Origin of the sequence: Paenibacillus sp. FSL H8-0261 (assembly GCF_045040645.1) — a bacterium.
Lineage (GTDB): Bacteria > Bacillota > Bacilli > Paenibacillales > Paenibacillaceae > Paenibacillus_AQ.
Genome location: NZ_CP150297.1, coordinates 1,658,416 through 1,679,038, shown reverse-complemented (window position 1 = coordinate 1,679,038; position 20,623 = coordinate 1,658,416). Strand labels below are relative to the sequence as shown.

The window sequence follows — 20,623 nt, the reverse complement described above, 5'->3', positions numbered from 1 at the left end:
TCATGAGTAAAAAAGTACTGATTGTCGGAGGAGTTGCAGGAGGCGCATCAGCGGCCGCCAGGCTTCGGAGATTAGATGAAGAGGCTCATATCATCATGTTTGAGCGTGATCCGTACATTTCTTTTGCCAATTGCGGACTGCCTTATTATATCGGAGGTTCCATTCAGGATCGCTCCAAGCTGCTGGTTCAGACACCAGAGGCGATGCATAAACGTTTTAACATCGATGTTCGGATTCAAAGTGAAGTGGTGTCTATCGACCCTGTGAACAAGAAAGTAAGAGTAGAAAGTATAGAAAAAGGCTCCTATGAAGAGAGCTATGATGCGCTTATTTTATCACCCGGCGCTAAACCGATTCGTCCGAATCTACCTGGTATCGAGAGTTCCAAAATTCACATGCTGCGCAACATTCCCGACACCGACAAAATCAAAACCAAAGTCACAGCCGAAGGCACTCGTTCCGCCGTTGTGATCGGTGGTGGGTTTATCGGTGTTGAGATGGCGGAGAACCTCAGAGAAGCAGGTCTGGAAGTAAGCTTGATCGAGGCGGGTCCACAAATCTTAGCTCCGTTTGATACTGAAATGTCTTCTATTTTGGCAAAAGAGCTCGACGAGCATGGCGTTAATCTTATTTTTTCCGATATGGTCCAGGGGTTTGCAGAAGTGGGTGAACAAATAGAGGTTCAGTTGGCAAGTGGCACTGTGCTTCAAAGTGATATGGTTCTGTTGGCCATCGGCGTTTCGCCGGATACCTCTTTCCTGAAGGATAGTGGTTTAGAGTTCGGTCCACGCGGCCATATCTTGGTCAACGAGCGCATGGAAACAAATTTGGATCAGGTCTATGCTGTAGGTGACGCGGTCGAGGTGGTTGATTTCGTGAACGGAACTAAAACTGCTATTCCACTAGCTGGTCCTGCCAATAAGCAAGGACGGATTGCTGCGGACAACGTCAGCGGTCTAGGGACTACTTACAAAGGATCACAAGGGACTTCTATTATTAAGGTTTTTGGAGTCACGGGTGCTTCTACCGGCAATAACGAAAAAACATTACAACGTTTGGGCTTACCATATCACGTGATTTACGTACATCCAAGCTCTCATGCAACTTATTATCCGGGGGCAACTCCAATATCTATGAAGCTGATTTTTGATCCAAAAGGTACAGTACTCGGCGCACAAGCTGTGGGTTACAGTGGAGTAGATAAACGTATCGACGATATCGCTACAGTGATTCGTTTTAGAGGTTCGGTCACTGATTTAACGGAATTGGAGCTTACTTATGCCCCTCCTTACTCTTCTGCTAAAGATCCAGTGAATATGGCTGGCTTTGCTGCTGAAAATATTTTGAAAGGCATGACTACAGTATTCGTTCCTAAGGATTTAGAAGGTCGTGACAACAACAATACCATTTTAGTTGACGTACGTTCGGAAATCGAGCATGCCAACGGTCATATTGAAGGGTCCATTAATATCCCTGTGGATGATCTGCGTGGTCGGCTAAGTGAGCTTGACCCTAGTAAAGAAATTTGGGTATATTGCCAAGTTGGACTCAGAGGCTACACAGCTTCCCGGATTTTGCAGCAAAAAGGTTTCCGTGTGAAGAATCTGACCGGAGGCTATAAGACATATCAACTGAGTAAATATTCGCCTAAAAAAAAAGATAGTCTGACGCCAAATGCAGGTATTTCAGCAGCAGCCCGTAAAGAAATCGCAGCAACGGGAGCACCGGTGGGAACTGACACTGCTTCAGCTGCAGGCAATACCAACGCTACAGCTTTCGCAGCCAACTCCAGCACATCTGTATCCACCCCTGCCAAACAAGAATCCGATCTAACACCTGATTCCGTGCTTGATGCTTGCGGACTATGCTGCCCTGGGCCGCTGATCCAAGTCAAGATGAGCATGGACCCGCTCTTGGACGGGCAAGTCTTAAAGGTAACGGCTTCCGATCCGGGATTCTATGAAGATATTAAGGCATGGGCTCGCATGTCGAAGCATACGCTTTTGCAATTAACGAAGCTGCCTACTGGTATGATTGAAGCTTATCTGCGCAAAGGCATTACCGCGGATTCCGTACCTGCAGGAGCACAGCCTGTCCAAACTAGTAATGCAAGTACGATGGTGGTATTCAGCGGTGATCTGGATAAAGCGATCGCTTCCTTCATCATTGCCAACGGAGCAGCCTCCAGCGGCAAAAAAGTGACGATGTTCTTTACCTTCTGGGGTCTCAATATTATCCGCAAGGATGAGAAAGTGCCTGTGAACAAGAATATTATCGGTAAAATATTCGGAGCGATGATGCCCCGCGGCAGTCGGAAGCTAACGCTTTCGAATATGAACATGATGGGCATGGGCTCCAAAATGATCCGCTCTGTAATGAAGAACAATAATGTCTCTTCTTTGGAAGAATTGATTCAAATGGCTGTCGACCAAGGCGTCGAGATCGTTGCCTGCCAAATGTCCATGGATCTTATGGGCATCACCCGTGAAGAACTGATCGACGGCGTGGGGATCGGCGGCGTAGGTTATTACCTCGGTCAAGCCGATCAATCTAGTCATAATCTATTTATCTAAATACCTTAACACCGCAAAGAGACTCCTCTATTTATATAGAAGAGTCTCTTTGTTATATAAAAATGAACTCACCAGAATCGGTGATATAGATTTGAATAACCAAAATGCAGAAATTGGCTGGATCTGGATACAGAATCTAAAACCTGCTATCCTATTTAATAGGCATTCATCCGAATAATAACCTATTTTAGGTGGAATAAGGAGATTAAATGAATAACCCGATACATATTCTCGTTGCTGAGGACGACAGCGACATCAACCGATTGCTGTGCAACATTATTAAGAAAAGCGGCTACATCCCCCAACCTGCTTACTCGGGAACGGAGGCACTTCTCTATCTGGAGCAACGTCAATGGAGCATGCTGCTACTGGATCTGATGCTGCCTGGCATGTCGGGAGAGGAACTACTTGAGAAGATTGCCGGGCGGGACGATATGTCGGTAATTATCATTTCAGCCAAGGGTGAGCCCCAGACCAAGGTATCTGCCCTGCGGGCGGGGGCGGATGATTTCATTACGAAACCTTTCGACGTTGAGGAAGTCTCTGCACGGATCGATTCTCATCTACGTTTGTATTCGCGGATTGCGCAATCGGCGTTGCCTAACGTGCTCCAGCATCAGGGCCTTGTACTTCATCGAGATGCGATGTCGGTTACGGCAAATGGAGCGGAACTGACGCTCACAGCTCTAGAGTTTGAGATTCTCTCGTTGCTTTTGTCGGCCCCTAAGAAGGTGTTCACGAAAGCGAATTTGTACGAAAGGGTCTGGCACGAGCCATATTACGGGGATGACAATACTGTCAATGTCCATATGAGCAATTTGCGCAGCAAGCTAACCAAGGCCGCACCAGGAAGCGAATTTATCGAGACAGTATGGGGCATAGGTTATCGGCTCAAGCCTTAAGACATTCTTAAGATTTGGCTTTAGCTCTTCTTATGTTTTCAATTCTATACTTGGTCTATCACGAAAAGGAGGCCAAGACGAGATGTACGAGTATGTATTAAAAACAAATCAACTATCCAAAAAGTTCAAGGGCCATACAGCGCTGGACAAAGTCAATTTGTCAATCCGTAAAGGCTCTATTTATGGTTTTATTGGGCAAAACGGAGCTGGAAAATCAACATTAATCCGGATTGTGACCGGACTTGCTTTTCCGACTCAGGGGACGATCGAGCTGTTCGGAGCCAGTGAAGAGCAGGCCTTGATCCAGGCTCGTAAGCGAATCGGCTCGATTATCGAGAGTCCCGCTTTGTTCCCCCATATGACTGCGAGCGAAAATTTAGAAGCAAACCGGATTCTACGTGGTATTCCCGGGAAAGATTGCGTTCCTAGAATGCTAGAGCAAGTTGGACTGCAGGGCGCCGGCAAGAAGAAAGCCAAAAATTTCTCACTTGGAATGAAGCAGCGGTTAGGTCTTGCCATCGCCTTGCTGGGAGATCCAGAATTTCTGATTCTTGACGAGCCGACCAATGGGTTAGATCCGATGGGTGTCGTCGAAATGCGCGAACTGCTCAAGCGACTAAACAGTGAGCTTGGCATTACGATAATGATCTCAAGTCATATTCTAAGTGAGTTGCATTTAATGGCAAGTCATTATGGCATTATTCATCGCGGTCAGTTGCTTGAACAACTCACTACGGAGGAATTAAACGAGAAATGTCAGCAGTATTTGTTTATCAAAGTGGATGATCCGGGCAAGGCAACAGCCGTCATTCAGAACGAGCTGGGTACGGCCGATTTCGAAGTGATGCAGGATGGAACCATCAAGTTGTATAGCCGCATTGAGCAGCCAGGCAAAGTATCAACAGCGTTATTCTCTGCAGGCCTAGAGATCGAGAAGTTTATGCCTATGGGTGAAGACTTGGAAAGTTATTTTACGAAGCGAATTGGGGGGAATCCAAATGTATAATCTGATCAGAGTTGAATTTTTCAAGCTCCGTAAGAATAGATCATTTTGGACTTTTCTATTGGCACTTTCCGTCCTCTCGCTTGCTTACCCATTGCTATATTATTTTGATCATCGGTCCAATGGGGAACCTCAGATCACCGGCGCTGAATTTCTGACTACCTTTATTTCAAGCAATGCCTACATTATTAAATTCGGCGTAGCCATTCTGGCTGGATTCTTTATCTCTAACGAATATTCCACAGGAGTCATGAAGACGATCGCATCTTCGGGCAACACCAGAGGGCGGCTGTTCGCAGCAAAACTAATCGTATTCGCAGTTGGAGCCATGGCGATTTCGCTCGTCTTTCCTATTGTCAGCACAGTCGAAGTCACGCTGCTTTCGGGCTTCGGTCAGTTGCCGGAAGGAAGCACTACACTTTTCATACCGCGAGCCCTCGGGCTAACGTTGTTGTACACAGCTGGTTACGCAGCCATCGGGGCGCTGTTCACCGTAATCCTAACCGACAGCGGCAAAACTATCGGCTTCTCAATGATTTTCTTCCTTATGATCGATACGGTTTTGGCTGGTATAGGTTCGAAGATCTCTTTCTTTAGTAATTTGTACGATTATTCCATCTTCAAACTGGTGAGCGTTATCGGTAAGCCCAGTATCGACAGCGGAGATTGGCCAGCGCTTTTACTTGTACCGTTGTTGACAATAGCCGTTTCCGGGGTACTCGGTATTCTCGTATTCCACAGAAAAGAAATCAAATAATAAATAGGAGATGCAGGAGAGTGTTGCTTATTCTGACAATCATATTGTTTGCGGCAGGAGCTCTCCTGCTTTTCCGTTTGTTGATGTTAAGGCGAGAGCTAGGGCGGATAACAGAGCAATTGCATACCTACAACGAGCGAGCAACCGGCAAAAAAATTGATGTGGCTCTATTCGACCAGAAGCTTGAGGCGCTTGCGGGACAAATCAATCGTCAATCTGATTTAATCGTCGAAGCGGAAGCCCAGCGAATACGTGTCGAACAAGAATTCCGTCAGGCTGTAGCGAATATTTCACATGATATCCGTACACCCCTCACCTCCATCTTCGGTTATATTCAACTGTTGGAGGATGAGTCAATTACCCCTGATGAAAAACTTGAATATGTTGCCATCGTTAAAAATCGGACGAAACGGCTGCAGGCACTGCTGAATGATTTTTTTGAGCTTTCCTTAATCGAATCGCTAGATTATCCTCTACATACAGAAAAGCTTGGGATGACGGCCCTACTCTCGGAAATTCTGGTCGGATTTTACGATTCCTTCAACGATCGCAATATTACACCGGATATACGGCTACCTGAGGAAAATATATCCATATACGCCGATGAATCCGCTGTGCGGAGAGTTGTCGAGAATTTACTTGTCAATACGGTCAAACATGCGACCGGGTATGTGGAAATCCGTTTCGAACGACAGCAGGAAACAGCTGATTTAACGATAGTAAACGATGCGAAGGAACTAGACGGAAGCGATGTTAACCTCTTATTCGACCGATTCTATACCGCAGACCGTACCCGATCTTCTCAAGCCTCCGGGCTGGGTCTCTCCATCGCCAAAAGTCTGATGAATAAAATGGGTGGCACGCTAACAGCCGAACTGGAGGGTGAGAAGCTGATAATGACTTGCCGTTGGAAACTAGGCGATGCTGGCATTAACTTGGCTACTTAATTCACTTTATATTTGGACTAGACTAACCATTGTTCTAACCCGTTTATGGAATGTAGCCCATCCTCGATATTCAATGGCCTGCAGGTTCCAAAAAGACTCTTCTATTCATATAGAAGAGTCTTTTTGGTCGTTAAGAGCTAGCAGAGTAATGTTCAAATCTAACTCAGCAAGTTGATGCTTGCTTCTTCAAGCGATGGTATAAGAAATTTATGATCGATTGGCGATGACATCACGATTAGAATCGTATAGGTACCGTATTTGTCACATTGATTACCGAACTCCTCGAGGGCTCGTGTAGATTCGGTTACTACTTTCAATAAGTAGTTGTGTTCCCCACTTATACGATAACATTCGACGACATCAGGACTGGAGCGGCAGAAATCAAGAAATGCGTTACAATCCCTAGAATGAAATAACATGTAGGCAGCAGCATGTTTTCCAATCTTTTCAGGGGAAATGATGGTGCGATACTCGCTGATGATGCCTTTCTCCTCCATACGCCTAACTCTTTCCGTAACTGCAGGTTGCGATAAACCGACACATTTTCCCAGCTCTGTCATAGAAATTCTCGCTTGATTTTGAAGATGAAAAAGAATTTGCTTATCAATATGGTCCATCAAAATCACATCCTTTAAATTTAAGGTTCCCCCTATAAACTAGCTTGTAATTAACCGTTATAAGGCTAATTTAACTTAGTTGCCTTATGTAATCAAGATAACTTGTTATATATAATAACCCTACAATAGTAAAGTGTTCCTGGCTTTAACTATTCCGAAGGGATGAAGAATGTTGAGTATATTGGATTCAAACAAAATAAATACAGAATGGTTATCAGGTCGCATCGATGAAGTAATTGATCGAACCCTTGCTGACAAGCGCCTGGTCGGTGCTGTCATTAAAGTGGCGATAGATGGGGAACTGGTTTATAGCCGCGCTGCCGGTCTTGCCGACCGCGAGATGAACCGACTTATGCGAGAAGACGCCTTATTCAGGCTCGCCTCGGTTAGCAAACCTATCGTTTCAACGGCAGCCCTAGTATTAGTTGCTCAAGGTCGCCTACAGCTCGACGACCGCGTTGATCGTTGGCTTCCAGAGTTTCGGCCACGTTTGCAAAATGGCGAGTTCGCGACATTGACGATTCGTCATTTGATGACGCACACCGCAGGCCTTTCTTACCGATTTTTTCAAGAAGAGAATGGTTCCTATCAGTCAGCAGGGGTATCAGATGGTATGGATCAGTCCGGCATCACATTGGAAGAGAACTTGCGTCGTCTTGCCTCTGTACCCCTCCTCTATACGCCAGGTACCGAGTGGAAATACTCCATCGCGACAGACGTGCTAGGAGCAGTAATTGCAAAGGTCACAGAAACACCGCTCAGTGAGGCCGTACATTCACTCGTGACAAAGCCGCTTGGCATGAGCGACACGGGTTTTATTGCAGTCGATCGAGAACGATTGGCCACTTCCTATGCCAATGATACTCCAGAGCCACGACCTTTACTTGATCCCGACAGTATTGCCTTTGTGGAGGGAATGGCTGGATTCCTGCTTGCCCCTGGTCGAGCACTTGACGATGCTGCCTATCATTCTGGAGGAGCTGGCATGGTCGGCAGCGCCGGTGATTTTTTGCAACTGCTAGAAACATTACGCAAGGGTGGAGCACCACTGGTACCGGAGTCTCTGGTTCACGATATGACGACCAATCAGATCGGTGATCTGCCAATGGCCTTTTGGCCAGGACGAGGCTTTGGCCTAGGCATTACGGTACTGAAGGATCCTGTCGCCGCAGACACTTCGGAATCCCCGGGTACATGGCGTATGGGTGGCACCTATGGTCATTCGTGGTTCGTCGACCCCGAGCAACGGCTCAGTGTCGTGGCATTTACTAATACTGCACTAGAAGGCATGTCGGGTCAGTTTACTGTTGACCTTTGTGATGCCATTTATGATAGACGTAATAAATAAAGAACGAACACAAAGAGCCTTGGTCCGGAATGAACCGGTCTAGGCTCTCTGTCTAGTAAACCCTATTCGAGTGTGTATCATTGAGTTTTTTACAATTTAAAAGAGAGGTGCTTCTCCAATGACCCAAAACACAACTTCTGCCACACAAAGTGCCTCCAGTACTCCCTCTTCTGAACATTTACCATGGGCAGGATTACTCGCCCTTGCTATGACGGGGTTTATCTGTATTCTTACCGAAACGATTCCGGCCGGCTTGTTGCTCCAAATAGGTGATGGGCTTGGTGTCTCCGAGGCCCTTGCGGGTCAACTTGTCACTTTGTACGCCCTTGGTTCACTGTTGGCCGCGATTCCCTTAACCACCATGACGCGTGGATGGCGGCGGCGACCACTGCTACTAATGTGCATCCTTGGTTTTCTCGTATTCAACACCGTCACCACTTTTTCTTCCAATTATATACTTACGCTGGCAGCTCGGTTCTTCGCAGGCGTATCCGCTGGAGTCTTATGGGGCATGATAGCAGGTTATGCCCGGCGCATGGTGCCGGAGTCACTCAAGGGACGAGCAATGGCGGTAGCGATGGTTGGCACGCCTCTAGCTCTGGCACTCGGAGTCCCTGCTGGAACACTTCTTGGCACTCTTGTGGGCTGGCGCTCCATCTTCGGGATCATGTCGCTGCTGGCTCTGATGCTGGTCGGCTGGGTACTTTGGAAGCTACCGGACTATCCAGGGGAGGCTCCTGATAAGCAGCTCCCTCTCTACAAGGTTTTTGTTATTCCGGGGGTACGGCCGATACTATTTGTCGTTCTGGCATGGGTGCTAGCACATAACATCCTGTATACCTACATTGCACCCTATCTTACTCAGGCTGGGCTTACCCAGCGCGTTGACTTGGTACTGCTTATTTTCGGCATTACTGCGCTTATTGGCATCTGGTTCATCGGTATTTTGATCGACCGAAAACTACGTCCATTGCTTCTAATCAGCCTCGCTGCTTTCGCCTTGTCATCCATTGCACTAGGCATTAGTAGCAGCCAACCCGTAGTGATCTATCTAGTGGTTGCTGTGTGGGGGTTGACGTTCGGAGGAGCGGCTACTTTGCTACAAACAGCAGTTGCTGAAGCAGCTGGCGAAAGTGCAGATGTGGCCCAGTCAATGTTAGTGACGGCATGGAACCTAGCTATCGGCGGTGGCGGCGTGATGGGTGGGATTCTTATTGAAACAGTTGGTGTCCGCTCCTTCCCGTGGGTACTGTTTATTCTATTGATTCTTGCGCTACTAGTAGCGTGGCGCGCTAAAGAATACGGATTTCCTTCAAGGAAGCGTTGAGGCACACCTATGAAATCATGCGACAATCATCAAGTTTACGAATCACGGTAGCCGAACAAGAAATTTTTTCAAAAAAAGCCAGTGGTGCATATTATATTTGACTAATATGTACCACTAGCTTACTTATATTAAATTCCCATAAATTATAGTTCTCGGACCAGACTTGGCCTTTTCTGATCTCCTACTCTACAGCCAAAGCATTAAATTCTTGCAGATCCTTGGCTAAATCTTCTTCTGTGTATTTCCCTTGACCGAACCCAACCAGCGCCCGTAGCGGCATATATTTCATCATCGCCATGAACATTTCCGGATTATCGTCCATCGCACCTTCCATGCCAAAAATACTGCTGAACTCCTTTACTTTATCTGCCGTACGTGGATTATCCAGCAAATCACCAACGGTACTGTTGCGATGATAACGTAATGCAAGCGGAGCTGTCGATTCTACTTCAATAGAAACAGTCAGACGAATATCTCGTGAAGATGAACCAACAGCAATCTCAAAGACTCCACTTTCCACATGCCAATCACCAATGTTAACGTTGTAATAAGCAAAGGAGCGTTTATCCAGTTCAAAGGAAACCTCTTGCTCTTCCCCAGGCTGAAGATCTATCTTCTGGAAGCCCTTAAGCTCCTTAAGTGGACGGATCACGCTGCTCTCCACATCGCTAACATAGAGCTGAACGATTTCTTTTCCTGCGCGAGTACCCGTGTTTTTGACGGTGGCCGTAACTTGTACGTTCTCGGTATCTTTTATGCTGCTCTTGGAGATTCTCAAATTGCTGTATTGAAACGCTGTGTAGCTTAGTCCGAAGCCGAAAGGAAACAGCGGTTCAAGCTCTTTTTTATCATAATAACGATAGCCAACAAACAAGCCTTCTTTGTACTCAACCGTATCCCCTTCACCTGGGAAATTAAGAAAGGATGGATTATCGCTCAGCTTCATCGGAAAGGTCTCTGCCAGTTTGCCACTTGGACTAACCTCTCCAAACAGTAAATCTGCCACTGCACCGCCAAAAGCCTGACCGCCTAGATAACCTTCAAGAATACCCTTCGTTTTATGAATCCAAGGCATTTCTATGGGTGAACCATTGCTGAGTACGACAACGATATTGCTTTGCACCTCAGACACTGCTTCGATCAGCGCTTTATGGCTCTCTGGAAGCGACAAATGACTGCGATCATAACCTTCTGATTCATAGTTATCCGGAAGTCCAAGGAACAATACGGCTACATCCCCTTTTGCCGCTGTATCCCGTGCCTCTTGTAACAAAGCTTCATTAATCCCGTCATGATTCAGTTCATATCCTTGCACATATAGCAGTTCGGCAGAACCTGCAAGGGCCTTCATCTCTTCGAAAGCATCGTCCAATTTCGTCGGATTCACATGTGAGCTGCCCCCGCCCTGATAACGCGGATTTCTAGCAAACTCGCCAATGACCGCAATCGTTCCTTGCTTTGACAGCGGCAGAATGCCTTCCTCATTTCTAAGGAGAACCATGCTCTCCCGCGCCACTTCACGAGCCAGACGGTGATGCTCATCAGCATTAAATGAAGCATTATCTTTACGGTTCTCCACCGCTTTAAAAACAAAGGTAAGCAACCGTTCCACTGCAAGATTTAACGTTTCTTCCGCCAACTCCCCACTTTGCACCGCTGCGACAATCTTGGCATCGCCAATGCCTCCGGTTGACGGCATTTCCAGCTCCAGACCTGCTTGCAGTGCCTTCACCCGTTCATTGACCGCACCCCAATCGGACACGACGAATCCTTCGTAGCCCCATTCTTCTCTAAGAATCTTAGTCAGAAGAAATTCACTTTCGGAAGCATACTCACCGTTCACTCGATTATAAGAGCACATCACGCTCCATGGCTGACTCTGCTTAACTGCGCCTTCAAAGCTAGCCAGATAAATCTCCCGCAGCGTCCGCTCATCAATAACAGCATCAACAGACATTCTCCGGTGCTCCTGATTATTAGCGGCAAAATGCTTAAGCGAGGTGCCTACCCCTTCACTTTGCACACCTTTAATATGATTCCCACCCATCTCCGAAGAAAGATAAGGGTCTTCCGAAAAATATTCGAAGTTACGGCCGTTCAGCGGGGAGCGCTTAATATTTGTTCCCGGTCCGAGCAGAACAGCAACGTTCTCTGCTTGACACTCTTTCCCGAGTGCCTTACCTACACGACCGATTAACTCCCGATCCCAGGAAGAAGCCATCCCTGCTGCCGAAGGAAAACAAGTCGCGGGTACACTGTTATGGAGTCCGAGGTGATCGGCGCTCTCTTTTTGCTTGCGTAAACCATGGGGTCCGTCCGTTACCATTAAAGAGGGGATTCCGAGTCGTTCAATGCCCTTTGTATTCCAGAAATCAAGCCCTGAGCAGAGTCCTGCTTTCTCCTCCAGGGTCATTTGTGATATGAGTTCATGAATGTTGGTTTTCATAAAAATACCTCCTCTGAATGTATACTATCCCCATTTTAATCTACTTCATGTTAGATTTATGGCATTATCATTGTATTTTTGGTATTCTGGTTGGGCGAGGAGGTTGAAAAAACGGTGAATTATTTGGACGGTCGTGAAGGAGCTCAATATATTTGTAAAGTGTTGTATGAATCGCTGCAAATTCCTGTGTTTCTGCTAGACGCCAATCAGAGAATCGAGCTAGCGCTGCCTTCCTCTTCAGAGAGCGCCCCGTGGGTTCATAACCTCAATGAACTCCTTTCAGAAATTGCAGACTCTACTAAAAGCGAGAACAACTCTAACCACGATAGCTCAAAAGCCTCTATACCGATCATTCGCACCACTAGCTTCCTAGAGAATTACATCCTTCTCCATCTGCCCTCAGGCAGCAGTAACGGGGGAAGTATTGTGATCGGTCCTACACTTTATACTCACCTTTCAGAGGACAATATGACAAGTCTGATGCGTGACCATGAAGTTCCATTAAAGCTTCAAGAGCAATGGATGAAATACTACCGCAGCTTGACCGTGCTAAATAAAATGAGACTCTACCATACCGCTATGCTGATGTACTCGCTCGTCACCGGAAAGACGTTATCTCTTAGCGAACTGCTACTCGACACCCGAACTCTTGAGCATAAACAGCCTCCCGCAGGCAGTTTAGACTTGGACGTTTCCTACCGACGTGAGAATACATGGCTGCACCACGAACCCATGCTGGAAAAAGCTCTATTTCACCATATCAAAAATGGAAATAAGGCTGAGCTACTTCGTGTCCAAGCAACCTTCTCTGAAGACAATTACGGAGTACTCTCCAAGAAGAGCCATTTACGCAACAAAAAGAATCTGGCGATCTCCTGTATTACGCTCGCTACACGAGCTGCTATTGATGGAGGGCTGTATTGGGAGATTTCTTATACCCTCAGCGACTTTCATATCCAGCATATCGAAGAACTAAAGGATGTTCCGGCTGTAGATCATGCTATTCTTAATGCGCTTTGCGATTTCGCCGACCATGTCAAAGAGAGCCGGATGGCGAAACTTTCGCGCACCGTGGCCCTCTGTCAGAACTATATTTTTAATCACTTATATGAGGAACTCTCCTTAGATAAGCTGGCTGAAGTCGCTGGATTGAACAGAAGCTATCTCTCCCTATTATTTAAGAAGGAAACAGGATTCACGATCAGTGATTTTATTCAATTCGAGCGGATTGTAGAAGCCAAACGATTAATCGAATTACCGGGCATTAGCTTATCTGATATCGCTACGAGGCTACATTTCAATGACCAGAGCTATTTTACCAAAGTGTTTAAGAAATATACCGGCACCACCCCTAAACAATTCAGAAGAAACTGGGAAAGCACGCTTTAAGTATAGATGACACGACAAAAAATCTAAAAAAAGAGGATTAAAGATCAGTGATGGCTGCCAGAACAGTATTATTGAAGTAATCCACATACATATTTTTAAATGGCTTCTGGTGATCTAGCTCTACGGATAAATGCACCGTAACTGTCTGATAAATCGGATCAACGCAGAGGAAAGGACCTGCCGCGCCCCAGTGTGAATAGGCTTCTGGCGAGAACAAATCTCCACCGTCACGCTTCGAGCCGTTAATCGCCCATCCGTACCCCCAATACGCTTCTGGAAAAACCTCGTCTCTATATTTTGAGGATACGCCTGGAATTTGGTTGCGGGTCATTTCTTTTACGGTTACTGGACTAAGAAATCGTACTCCGTTATATATCCCGCCGTTAAGAAACATCTGGCCAAAGACAGCCAAATCCATAGCCGTCGAGTAAGCGCCGCCCCCCGCAGATACGGAATTCAAATTATACTCGCTGTCCACCCATTCCGCGCACGCTGCTTCTGGTGCACGTCTTACTACTTTGTCCCGCACGTCCATGGGTACACGATAATATGTATTTTCCATACCAAGCGGTTTAAAAATGGTTTCCTTTACGAATACATCATAAGCCTGTCCGCTAACGCGCCGGATGATTTCACCCAACAACTCATAGCCATACCCGCAATAAGACATGACCGTACCAGGTTCGTTACTAAGCGGTGCATCATAACCGCCATATAAGTACTTATGCTGATCTGGATCTTGATTAGGTTCGTGTGGAGGGTACTCTCCTTGTTCCTTTTTCAACTGTCCGTTCTGCCAAATCACCTCACCCTCCAGGCCAGAGGTATGTGTCAATAAGTGATGTACGCATACCTTAGTTTTGCCTTCACCTGTAAATTCGGGGATGTAATCGGAAACAGGTCTGTTTAGACCAATCTTCCCTTGTTCCATTAACATCATTATAGCGGTTGCCGTAAACAGTTTTGTTATGGAACACAGTGGATAAATAGCATCTACAGTTAATTCCGCTGCGCCTGGCTCTGGACCGAATTTCCCGTTCGCTTGATGGACCAGTAGCGTCCCCTTTCTCGCAGCAACAATAACTTGTGCCGGTGTAATGTTGTCTTCAACCATCTGTGCAGCTGCTATACGTATACGCTCTACACCGTAAGCCGACACACCCGCCTGTTCTAAAGAATGAAATAATAGTTCTTTCATGGGTAGCCCTCCTAAATAAATTTATTCAATACATATATAAACTATTATACAAATATGTTAAATAATCCTGCTTACTTATTATTTACCTGTAACTCCATGGTTAATGGGCTATTCTTAATAAAAGAAAAACGCTAATCTCGGTTTTCTCCCGAAAATTAGCGTGTTATTTTAACCGCATCCACTTCTTCACTAAGTAACCGCTACCTTAAAAGCATCGACATTTAATGCCGTCCCATTGATGGTTAATGTGGCGTTGTAATAACCGCGATCACCACTCGGCTTACATTTATAATCACCCGAACATCCGCACACAAAGAATTTTGTATTTGTATAACCTGGATATATATTAGTAAGCTTTCGATAAAACAAATGTCCATGATGTGTGAAAATAGCTAGCACTTTATCTCTCACTTTCGTAGGAATAGCTGCAAAAAACTTAGCAGTCTCCGCCGCGCTTAATACATGGCTATGATCGACCGTGATCCCGCTCACTTTTAAAGGCCAATGAAAATCAATAATATAAAAATGCTGATCATCTAAATTTTTCAATATATTTATACTACCCGGAGTGAACAGACCCAGAGCACAATTAAGCCACACGTACTTCACCTTACCCTGTGTCCCAGGGAAATTCATTTGCCCTTCTACTGCACCTAAATATTGCGTGAATAAGGACTGGGTACTTGCCTCCCAATTTCCTAGCGATGCTTTATAGGGGATACTTCCGAGCGTGCTAGTTACTGTATCCTTGAAGTCCTTGTAATAGGCATTTGCATTATTTCCATGATTCGCTCCCGCTTGCGTGTTATCTCCTCCAAAAATAACAAATCTCTTATTCCCGCTCCCTACAGCCTTTGGCAAAAGATTTCTAAAAATGCTTGCGCTATTCCCATATCCCACATGGCTATCCCCAATTACCGCGAAGTTGATAGTCTGGGCTGTTGCTTTAGGATTCAGATTACGTTTGGGCTTAGGACTGGCGAGAAGCCTTCGCTTCTTAGTGGAGGTTATCTGCTTTTTCATCTTAATCACCTCTTTATAATGGATAAAGAATACCTGGTAGTATATATATTCGATCCAATATGCTTTCTCTTGGACAGACGTATCCTTTAAAAAGAATATATAGGGCAGATAATTAACAGACTTATCTAAAAAGGTAAGATGTTATAATTAGTTCCACAGACGTCAATAATACAGTTCAATCCATAGCATTATAGTTTGAAAATATATTCAAGTAACGGAGGCCTTATTTTGATTAACGTTATCCCGGAATGGGCCGAATCTCATTTTCCTTTATATAGCGCTGGCAGCATTCAATCGATGTATGGGACCTCAAATCTACCAAGAGTTCAGATTCATGAGAATCTAACCGTATTACTGGCCGTTGCCGCTGGTAAAGGGAGCCTTGAGGTCAATAATCTGACTTATGAGCTTACGGAAGGAAGCGTAATCCTTCTCCCCGCTAATACTCATGCCTCATTAATTACAAATCTCCAGCAGCCGCTTCATGCCTATAAGCTCACCATCTGGATTCAAGAGCAGACTCAGGCTATACCTGGCGGTGCGATGATACGGAAAAGCGAAATGGCTTCGAGTTCAAATATACTGTTGTTTCCTTATGAGCCTACCATTGTATCCAGTGTCAAGGAATTGTATCTTCACCGACTGCCAGATCGAGAAACACGCCATGTACAGAATCAAATGCTCTTTCATCAGATTATTCTACAATTGCTCGAACAGCAGGAAGCCAGATATACAGTTAACGAGCAACCATCGATGGAACGGAGCATTTCATACCTGGAGAATCACTTTAGCGAAAAAATAACACGTGAGCACTTAGCCGCCATTGCGGGTGTAAGCAGCTCGCATTATTCAACGCTGTTCAAGCAGGTGACAGGCTTCAGCCAGAGCGAATATCTGTCGCGGCTACGGGTTCATAGTGCCAAGGAGCTTTTGCTTAACGGTTCAGGCACACTTAGGGAGATTGCGCTAAAGGTAGGCTACAAGGATGAATTTTATCTCAGTCGTCGTTTTAAGCTGCAGACAGGCGCATCTCCGTCTGGTTACAGCCGAAGCTCTTTCCAGCGAGTTGCAGTAATGCTTACCCCTTATGCAAGCCATTTGCTGTTACTTGGCTTAGAACCTGCGGTTACCATCTCTGAAAGCAGTGAATATTTGAATCTTTCGGATCAGGAGCCACCGCAGTCGATGAAGTTTATCAATACAAATAGCTCGGCTGAACAGATCAGATCGCTATTACTTGATGCCAACGTTGAACTGATTATTGCGGCCAAAGAACATCTGGAGGAATACGGATTGAAGTCCGGGCAGCTGCGAGCTGTAGCACCTATTATGGAGATCTCTTGGAACGAAATCGGCTGGAAAGATCAGTTACGCCTAATCGGCCGAGCCATTCAGCGGAGTGAACGGGCGGAGCAGTGGCTGAAGGATTTTGAACAAGAAGAGCTAGAAGCCCGAGAAATAGTACAGCACAGCACAGTCGCTAACGATATCATCACCATTCTGGTAATCAAGCCTGAGGAGCTACTCGTTTACGGAGCAAGGAATGTAGGTTATGTGATGTACCAATCCCTTGGACTTAGAGCACCGACCTTGATTGACAACGAGATAAAAAGATTGGGAGATCAGTTCCATTCGATTTCGATCGGGGTTTCAGATCTTGCAGATTATGCAGGAGACCGAATTTTAGTCATTGTATTTCCCGATGCCAAAGGCTCTACTGCGCATACTGAAGCGATCTTTCAATCCCCTTATTGGAGCCAGCTTCCCGCAGTGCAGCAGAAGAAAGTCCATATTCTTGATCTGGATGATTGGGTGCCTTATAACCCGGCTTCGATTCGCTTACAACTAGGACGAGCGGTAGCTTTATTCGGAGGCAAATAATAGTCCAAGTCTTTTTTCCAACAAAAAGGCATGGTTAGGCACATAAGTGATCCCTATAATGATTACAAATGCGAATGATTCTCATAATCACTCTAAGGCATAGGCTGAAGATTGATTTACACTGTTTGAATTGTTCAAAGTAACACTGTCATACAAAAAAGGGGAGAATTATTTAATGAAAAAGATATTTATTCCGTTTGTACTTATTATGGGGATTGCACTTAGTGCTTGTGGGGGAAATCAGGCGAAGAATGATGCTAGTCCTACAAACAGCCCATCTTCTACTCCTGCTGCGGAGTCAGAAAGTGCGACTTTTACTTATCAATCCGAAGATGGACCTGTTGAGGTTCCAACACATCCTCAGCGTGTAGTTGTACTCACCCGTTTTTTAACAGGTAATGTCATGGCACTGGGTGTACCTGTTGTGGGCGTAGATGAAATGTCCAAAACTAACCCACGCTTTGAAGAGCAACTAAAAGACGTAGAAGCGGTTAGCGATGAAAGTCTGGAGAAAATCATTGAACTGCAGCCGGATCTGATCATTGGGCTCTCCGATATTAAAAATATCGATAAATTCAAGCAAATCGCACCAACCGTTACTTATACTTATAATAAAGTGGATTACTTAACCCAACAGCTGGAAGTCGGCAAATTGGTGAACAAAGAAAAAGAAGCTCAAGCTTGGGTCGATGATTTTAGTGCCCGCACCAAAAAAGCGGGTGAAGAAATCAGAGCGAAGATCGGTGATAATGCAACTGTCTCTGTTATTGAGACCTTTAATAAGCAATTGTATGTATACGGGTATAACTTTGGCCGCGGAACTGAACTCCTCTATGGGGACTTCAAGCTTGGCATGCCAGAAACAGTAAAAGAAAGCACCAAAACGGATGGATTCTTTGCTGTCTCGACAGAAGTGCTGAAGGATTATCTGGGCGATTACGTTATTTTCAGTAAAAATGCGGATGAAGATAATTCCTTCCAGAATACAGAAATATACAAGAGCATCCCTGCCGTCAAAAACAATCGTGTTTTCGAGGCTGATGCAAAAGCATTCTATTTTAACGATCCGCTTAGCCTTGAGTACCAGTTGGAATTCTTTGAACAACAATTTCTTGGAAAATAAAGATAATGACTACGAAGCAAACTTCCATTCCATTTTTATATAAGCTGCTTGGTAGCGTGCTGGTAATGGTTATATGCCTCGTGATTGCTATGCTATTCGGGGCTAAAGAAACCACTTTCAATGATCTGTGGCTTGCCATCACCTCTAATTCAAAGGCAGACAATGTCCTTATTCTGCGTGAGATCCGGCTACCTCGCGAACTCGCCGCCATGCTGATCGGTGCTGCCTTTGCCGTATCCGGTGCTATCATGCAGGGGGTTACACGCAATCCATTAGCCGACCCAGGCCTGCTCGGTCTGACCTCGGGCGCGAATATGGCGCTGGCTCTTACGTTTGTATTTCTGCCGGGACTGAATTATTTTGGTACCATGATCGCTTGTTTTTTTGGCGCTGCCCTAGGAGCCGTGCTAGTGCTTGTTCTAGGTTCTGTGCGTCAAGGTGGCTTCTCTCCGATTCGAATCGTACTCGCCGGTGCAGCGGTATCTGCCTTTCTGTATGCTATCGCAAGTGGTGTAAGCATTGCCTTCAAAATATCCAAGGATGTATCCATGTGGACAGCGGGTGGATTGATCGGCACAACCTGGGGCCAGCTTCAGGCTATTGCACCTGTGATCATCATCGGCATCGTGGTGGCATTAATATTTTCAAACCAGTTAACCATTCTTAGCTTAAGTGACGAGGTAGCCATCGGATTAGGACAAAATCTTGCTGTGGTTAAAGGGATTCTATTCACTCTTATTATTCTGCTGACTGGAGCATCGGTCGCTCTAATTGGGGATATGGCTTTTGTAGGGCTGATGATTCCGCATATTGTCCGTAAGATTGTCGGTACCGATTACCGGTATATTTTGCCGATATCGATCTTTACGGGTGCATCGTTCATGCTTCTCGCGGATACAATTGGACGGACAATCCATGCACCTTATGAGACGCCAGTGGTCGCCGTCGTAGCTATGCTTGGGCTACCTTTCTTCTTGTTTGTTGTTCGGAAAGGAGGTAAAACACTCTCATGATTTCCTCTGCACCCGTGCGAAAGCAACGTATTATCCTATGTGTATGCACCGGTTTGATTCTGCTAACAGCTATCGTCAGCATGGGAATCGGATACTCTTCCCTATCTTTTGACAGACTGCTTCCGGTTCTGTTCGGGCATGGAACCTTTAAAGAGGACTTTGTATTATTCTCTGTAAGATTGCCGCGGATTCTGATTACACTGCTGGCAGGCATGGCCTTGGCGTTATCCGGCTCCATTCTGCAAAGCGTTACACGAAACGATCTAGCCGACCCCGGTATTATTGGTATCAACTCTGGTGCGGGTGTGGCTGTCGCTGTTTTCTTTCTTTTTTTCCCGGTTAGCGCTGGATCATTCATTTATGCGCTGCCGCTGGTTGCTTTTATAGGGGCATTACTTACGGCAGCATTAATCTATCTATTTTCATATAGTCGGACTAAGGGGCTTGATCCTGTTCGATTGGTGCTCGTTGGGGTAGGGTTCTCCCTAGCGTTGTCTGGCGTTATGATCGTGATCATTTCGTCCGCGGATCGTGCCAAGGTAGATTTTATTGCAAAATGGATCGCAGGGAATATATGGGGTACAGATTGGCCATTCATTTGGGCTTTACTGCCTTGGTTGATCTTACTAGTTCCCTTTACCCTGTACAAATCACAGCGACTCAACCTGCTCAGCCTAAGTGAAGTCTCTGCCATTGGTGTCGGGCTGAATCTCGAACGTGAACGTATCGTTCTGATTCTCACGGCAGTTGCAGCTTCCGCCTCCGCGGTTTCTGTCACAGGCGGGATCGCCTTCATCGGACTGATGGCTCCACATATTGCCAAATCGCTAGTCGGCCCGCGTAATCAGATGTTTATTCCCGTCGCTGTATTGCTGGGCGGCTGGCTACTTCTGATCGCGGACACCGTTGGCCGCAATCTCGTCGATCCTGACGGCATTCCGGCAGGAATCATGGTGTCGCTAATCGGCGTACCTTATTTCGCTTATTTATTACTTAAGAAATAAGCAGTTGTTTAGACAAAAGAACCTCGGCACAATTACCGAGGTTCTTTTTACTGACCGCTTTGTCCCCAGATT

16 protein-coding genes are annotated in these 20,623 nt (G+C 45.9%); 12 read left to right on the top strand and 4 right to left on the bottom strand.

Annotated elements, in window-relative coordinates; all coding sequences use genetic code 11:
• Positions 1-2: 2 nt before the first annotated feature.
• From MHI27_RS07385 to MHI27_RS07365, 5 genes are all read left to right on the top strand, one after another.
• Positions 3-2,573 (top strand): FAD-dependent oxidoreductase, encoded by a 2,571-nt coding sequence (locus MHI27_RS07385; protein WP_405175944.1) that lies wholly within the window; start codon positions 3-5, stop codon positions 2,571-2,573.
• Between the two features lie 209 nt (positions 2,574-2,782).
• Positions 2,783-3,475, top strand: coding sequence for a response regulator transcription factor (locus tag MHI27_RS07380; protein ID WP_076284332.1), 693 nt, complete (start codon positions 2,783-2,785; stop codon positions 3,473-3,475).
• An 82-nt stretch (positions 3,476-3,557) separates the two neighbouring features.
• Positions 3,558-4,481, top strand: coding sequence for an ABC transporter ATP-binding protein (locus MHI27_RS07375; RefSeq protein WP_405175943.1), 924 nt, complete (start codon positions 3,558-3,560; stop codon positions 4,479-4,481).
• Positions 4,474-5,235 (top strand): ABC transporter permease, encoded by a 762-nt coding sequence (locus tag MHI27_RS07370; protein ID WP_405175942.1) that lies wholly within the window; start codon positions 4,474-4,476, stop codon positions 5,233-5,235. The genes MHI27_RS07375 and MHI27_RS07370 overlap by 8 nt, the downstream gene beginning before the upstream one ends.
• A 20-nt stretch (positions 5,236-5,255) precedes the next feature.
• Entirely contained in the window at positions 5,256-6,182 is a 927-nt protein-coding gene (locus tag MHI27_RS07365) for a sensor histidine kinase (protein ID WP_405175941.1), read from the top strand.
• Positions 6,183-6,340: 158 nt separating this feature from the next.
• Here MHI27_RS07365 and MHI27_RS07360 read toward each other — a convergent pair whose 3' ends face one another.
• Complete coding sequence (locus tag MHI27_RS07360) at positions 6,341-6,799, bottom strand: Lrp/AsnC family transcriptional regulator (RefSeq protein ID WP_405175940.1); 459 nt, start codon at positions 6,797-6,799, stop codon at positions 6,341-6,343.
• A gap of 169 nt (positions 6,800-6,968) precedes the next feature.
• Between MHI27_RS07360 and MHI27_RS07355 the strand changes: the two genes are divergently transcribed.
• Complete coding sequence (locus MHI27_RS07355; RefSeq protein ID WP_405175939.1) at positions 6,969-8,147, top strand: serine hydrolase domain-containing protein; 1,179 nt, start codon at positions 6,969-6,971, stop codon at positions 8,145-8,147.
• Positions 8,148-8,265: 118 nt separating this feature from the next.
• Entirely contained in the window at positions 8,266-9,474 is a 1,209-nt protein-coding gene (locus MHI27_RS07350; RefSeq protein WP_405175938.1) for an MFS transporter, read from the top strand.
• A 181-nt stretch (positions 9,475-9,655) separates the two neighbouring features.
• Here MHI27_RS07350 and MHI27_RS07345 read toward each other — a convergent pair whose 3' ends face one another.
• Complete coding sequence (locus MHI27_RS07345; RefSeq protein WP_405175937.1) at positions 9,656-11,920, bottom strand: beta-glucosidase; 2,265 nt, start codon at positions 11,918-11,920, stop codon at positions 9,656-9,658.
• 114 nt (positions 11,921-12,034) lie between these two features.
• On the opposite strand from MHI27_RS07345, the gene MHI27_RS07340 reads away from it, so the two are divergent.
• Complete coding sequence (locus MHI27_RS07340) at positions 12,035-13,309, top strand: AraC family transcriptional regulator (RefSeq protein WP_405175936.1); 1,275 nt, start codon at positions 12,035-12,037, stop codon at positions 13,307-13,309.
• A 37-nt stretch (positions 13,310-13,346) separates the two neighbouring features.
• Here the strand turns inward: MHI27_RS07340 and MHI27_RS07335 are convergent, their stop codons facing one another.
• A complete protein-coding gene (locus tag MHI27_RS07335) occupies positions 13,347-14,507 on the bottom strand; it encodes a serine hydrolase domain-containing protein (RefSeq protein ID WP_405175935.1) in 1,161 nt (386 codons plus the stop codon).
• A 189-nt stretch (positions 14,508-14,696) separates the two neighbouring features.
• On the bottom strand, positions 14,697-15,530 hold the full coding sequence (locus MHI27_RS07330) for a metallophosphoesterase family protein (protein ID WP_405175934.1): 834 nt from the start codon (positions 15,528-15,530) through the stop codon (positions 14,697-14,699).
• Between the two features lie 228 nt (positions 15,531-15,758).
• Here MHI27_RS07330 and MHI27_RS07325 point away from each other — a divergent pair, with 228 nt between their 5' ends.
• The 4 genes from MHI27_RS07325 (at position 15,759) to MHI27_RS07310 (ending at position 20,551) form a co-directional block, all read left to right on the top strand.
• Entirely contained in the window at positions 15,759-17,411 is a 1,653-nt protein-coding gene (locus tag MHI27_RS07325) for a helix-turn-helix domain-containing protein (RefSeq protein WP_341127479.1), read from the top strand.
• 175 nt (positions 17,412-17,586) lie between these two features.
• Positions 17,587-18,534 (top strand): iron-hydroxamate ABC transporter substrate-binding protein, encoded by a 948-nt coding sequence (locus MHI27_RS07320; RefSeq protein WP_405175933.1) that lies wholly within the window; start codon positions 17,587-17,589, stop codon positions 18,532-18,534.
• Between the two features lie 5 nt (positions 18,535-18,539).
• Positions 18,540-19,547 carry an iron ABC transporter permease gene (locus tag MHI27_RS07315; protein WP_076284343.1) on the top strand — a complete coding sequence of 336 codons (1,008 nt, stop codon included), beginning with the start codon at positions 18,540-18,542 and terminating at the stop codon, positions 19,545-19,547.
• Positions 19,544-20,551: an iron ABC transporter permease gene (locus tag MHI27_RS07310; protein ID WP_042185906.1), complete on the top strand. Its 1,008-nt coding sequence runs from the start codon at positions 19,544-19,546 to the stop codon at positions 20,549-20,551. The genes MHI27_RS07315 and MHI27_RS07310 overlap by 4 nt, the downstream gene beginning before the upstream one ends.
• The last annotated feature ends 72 nt before the right edge of the window (positions 20,552-20,623 follow it).

Coding starts and splice junctions, on each gene's coding strand:
- MHI27_RS07380 (WP_076284332.1), top strand. CDS start 2,783: ATGAATAACCCGATACATATTCTCGTTGCTGAGGACGACAGCGACATC.
- MHI27_RS07370 (WP_405175942.1), top strand. CDS start 4,474: ATGTATAATCTGATCAGAGTTGAATTTTTCAAGCTCCGTAAGAATAGA.
- MHI27_RS07345 (WP_405175937.1), bottom strand. CDS start 11,920: ATGAAAACCAACATTCATGAACTCATATCACAAATGACCCTGGAGGAG.
- MHI27_RS07310 (WP_042185906.1), top strand. CDS start 19,544: ATGATTTCCTCTGCACCCGTGCGAAAGCAACGTATTATCCTATGTGTA.
- MHI27_RS07350 (WP_405175938.1), top strand. CDS start 8,266: ATGACCCAAAACACAACTTCTGCCACACAAAGTGCCTCCAGTACTCCC.
- MHI27_RS07335 (WP_405175935.1), bottom strand. CDS start 14,507: ATGAAAGAACTATTATTTCATTCTTTAGAACAGGCGGGTGTGTCGGCT.
- MHI27_RS07385 (WP_405175944.1), top strand. CDS start 3: ATGAGTAAAAAAGTACTGATTGTCGGAGGAGTTGCAGGAGGCGCATCA.
- MHI27_RS07360 (WP_405175940.1), bottom strand. CDS start 6,799: ATGGACCATATTGATAAGCAAATTCTTTTTCATCTTCAAAATCAAGCG.
- MHI27_RS07375 (WP_405175943.1), top strand. CDS start 3,558: ATGTACGAGTATGTATTAAAAACAAATCAACTATCCAAAAAGTTCAAG.
- MHI27_RS07355 (WP_405175939.1), top strand. CDS start 6,969: ATGTTGAGTATATTGGATTCAAACAAAATAAATACAGAATGGTTATCA.
- MHI27_RS07315 (WP_076284343.1), top strand. CDS start 18,540: ATGACTACGAAGCAAACTTCCATTCCATTTTTATATAAGCTGCTTGGT.
- MHI27_RS07320 (WP_405175933.1), top strand. CDS start 17,587: ATGAAAAAGATATTTATTCCGTTTGTACTTATTATGGGGATTGCACTT.
- MHI27_RS07330 (WP_405175934.1), bottom strand. CDS start 15,530: ATGAAAAAGCAGATAACCTCCACTAAGAAGCGAAGGCTTCTCGCCAGT.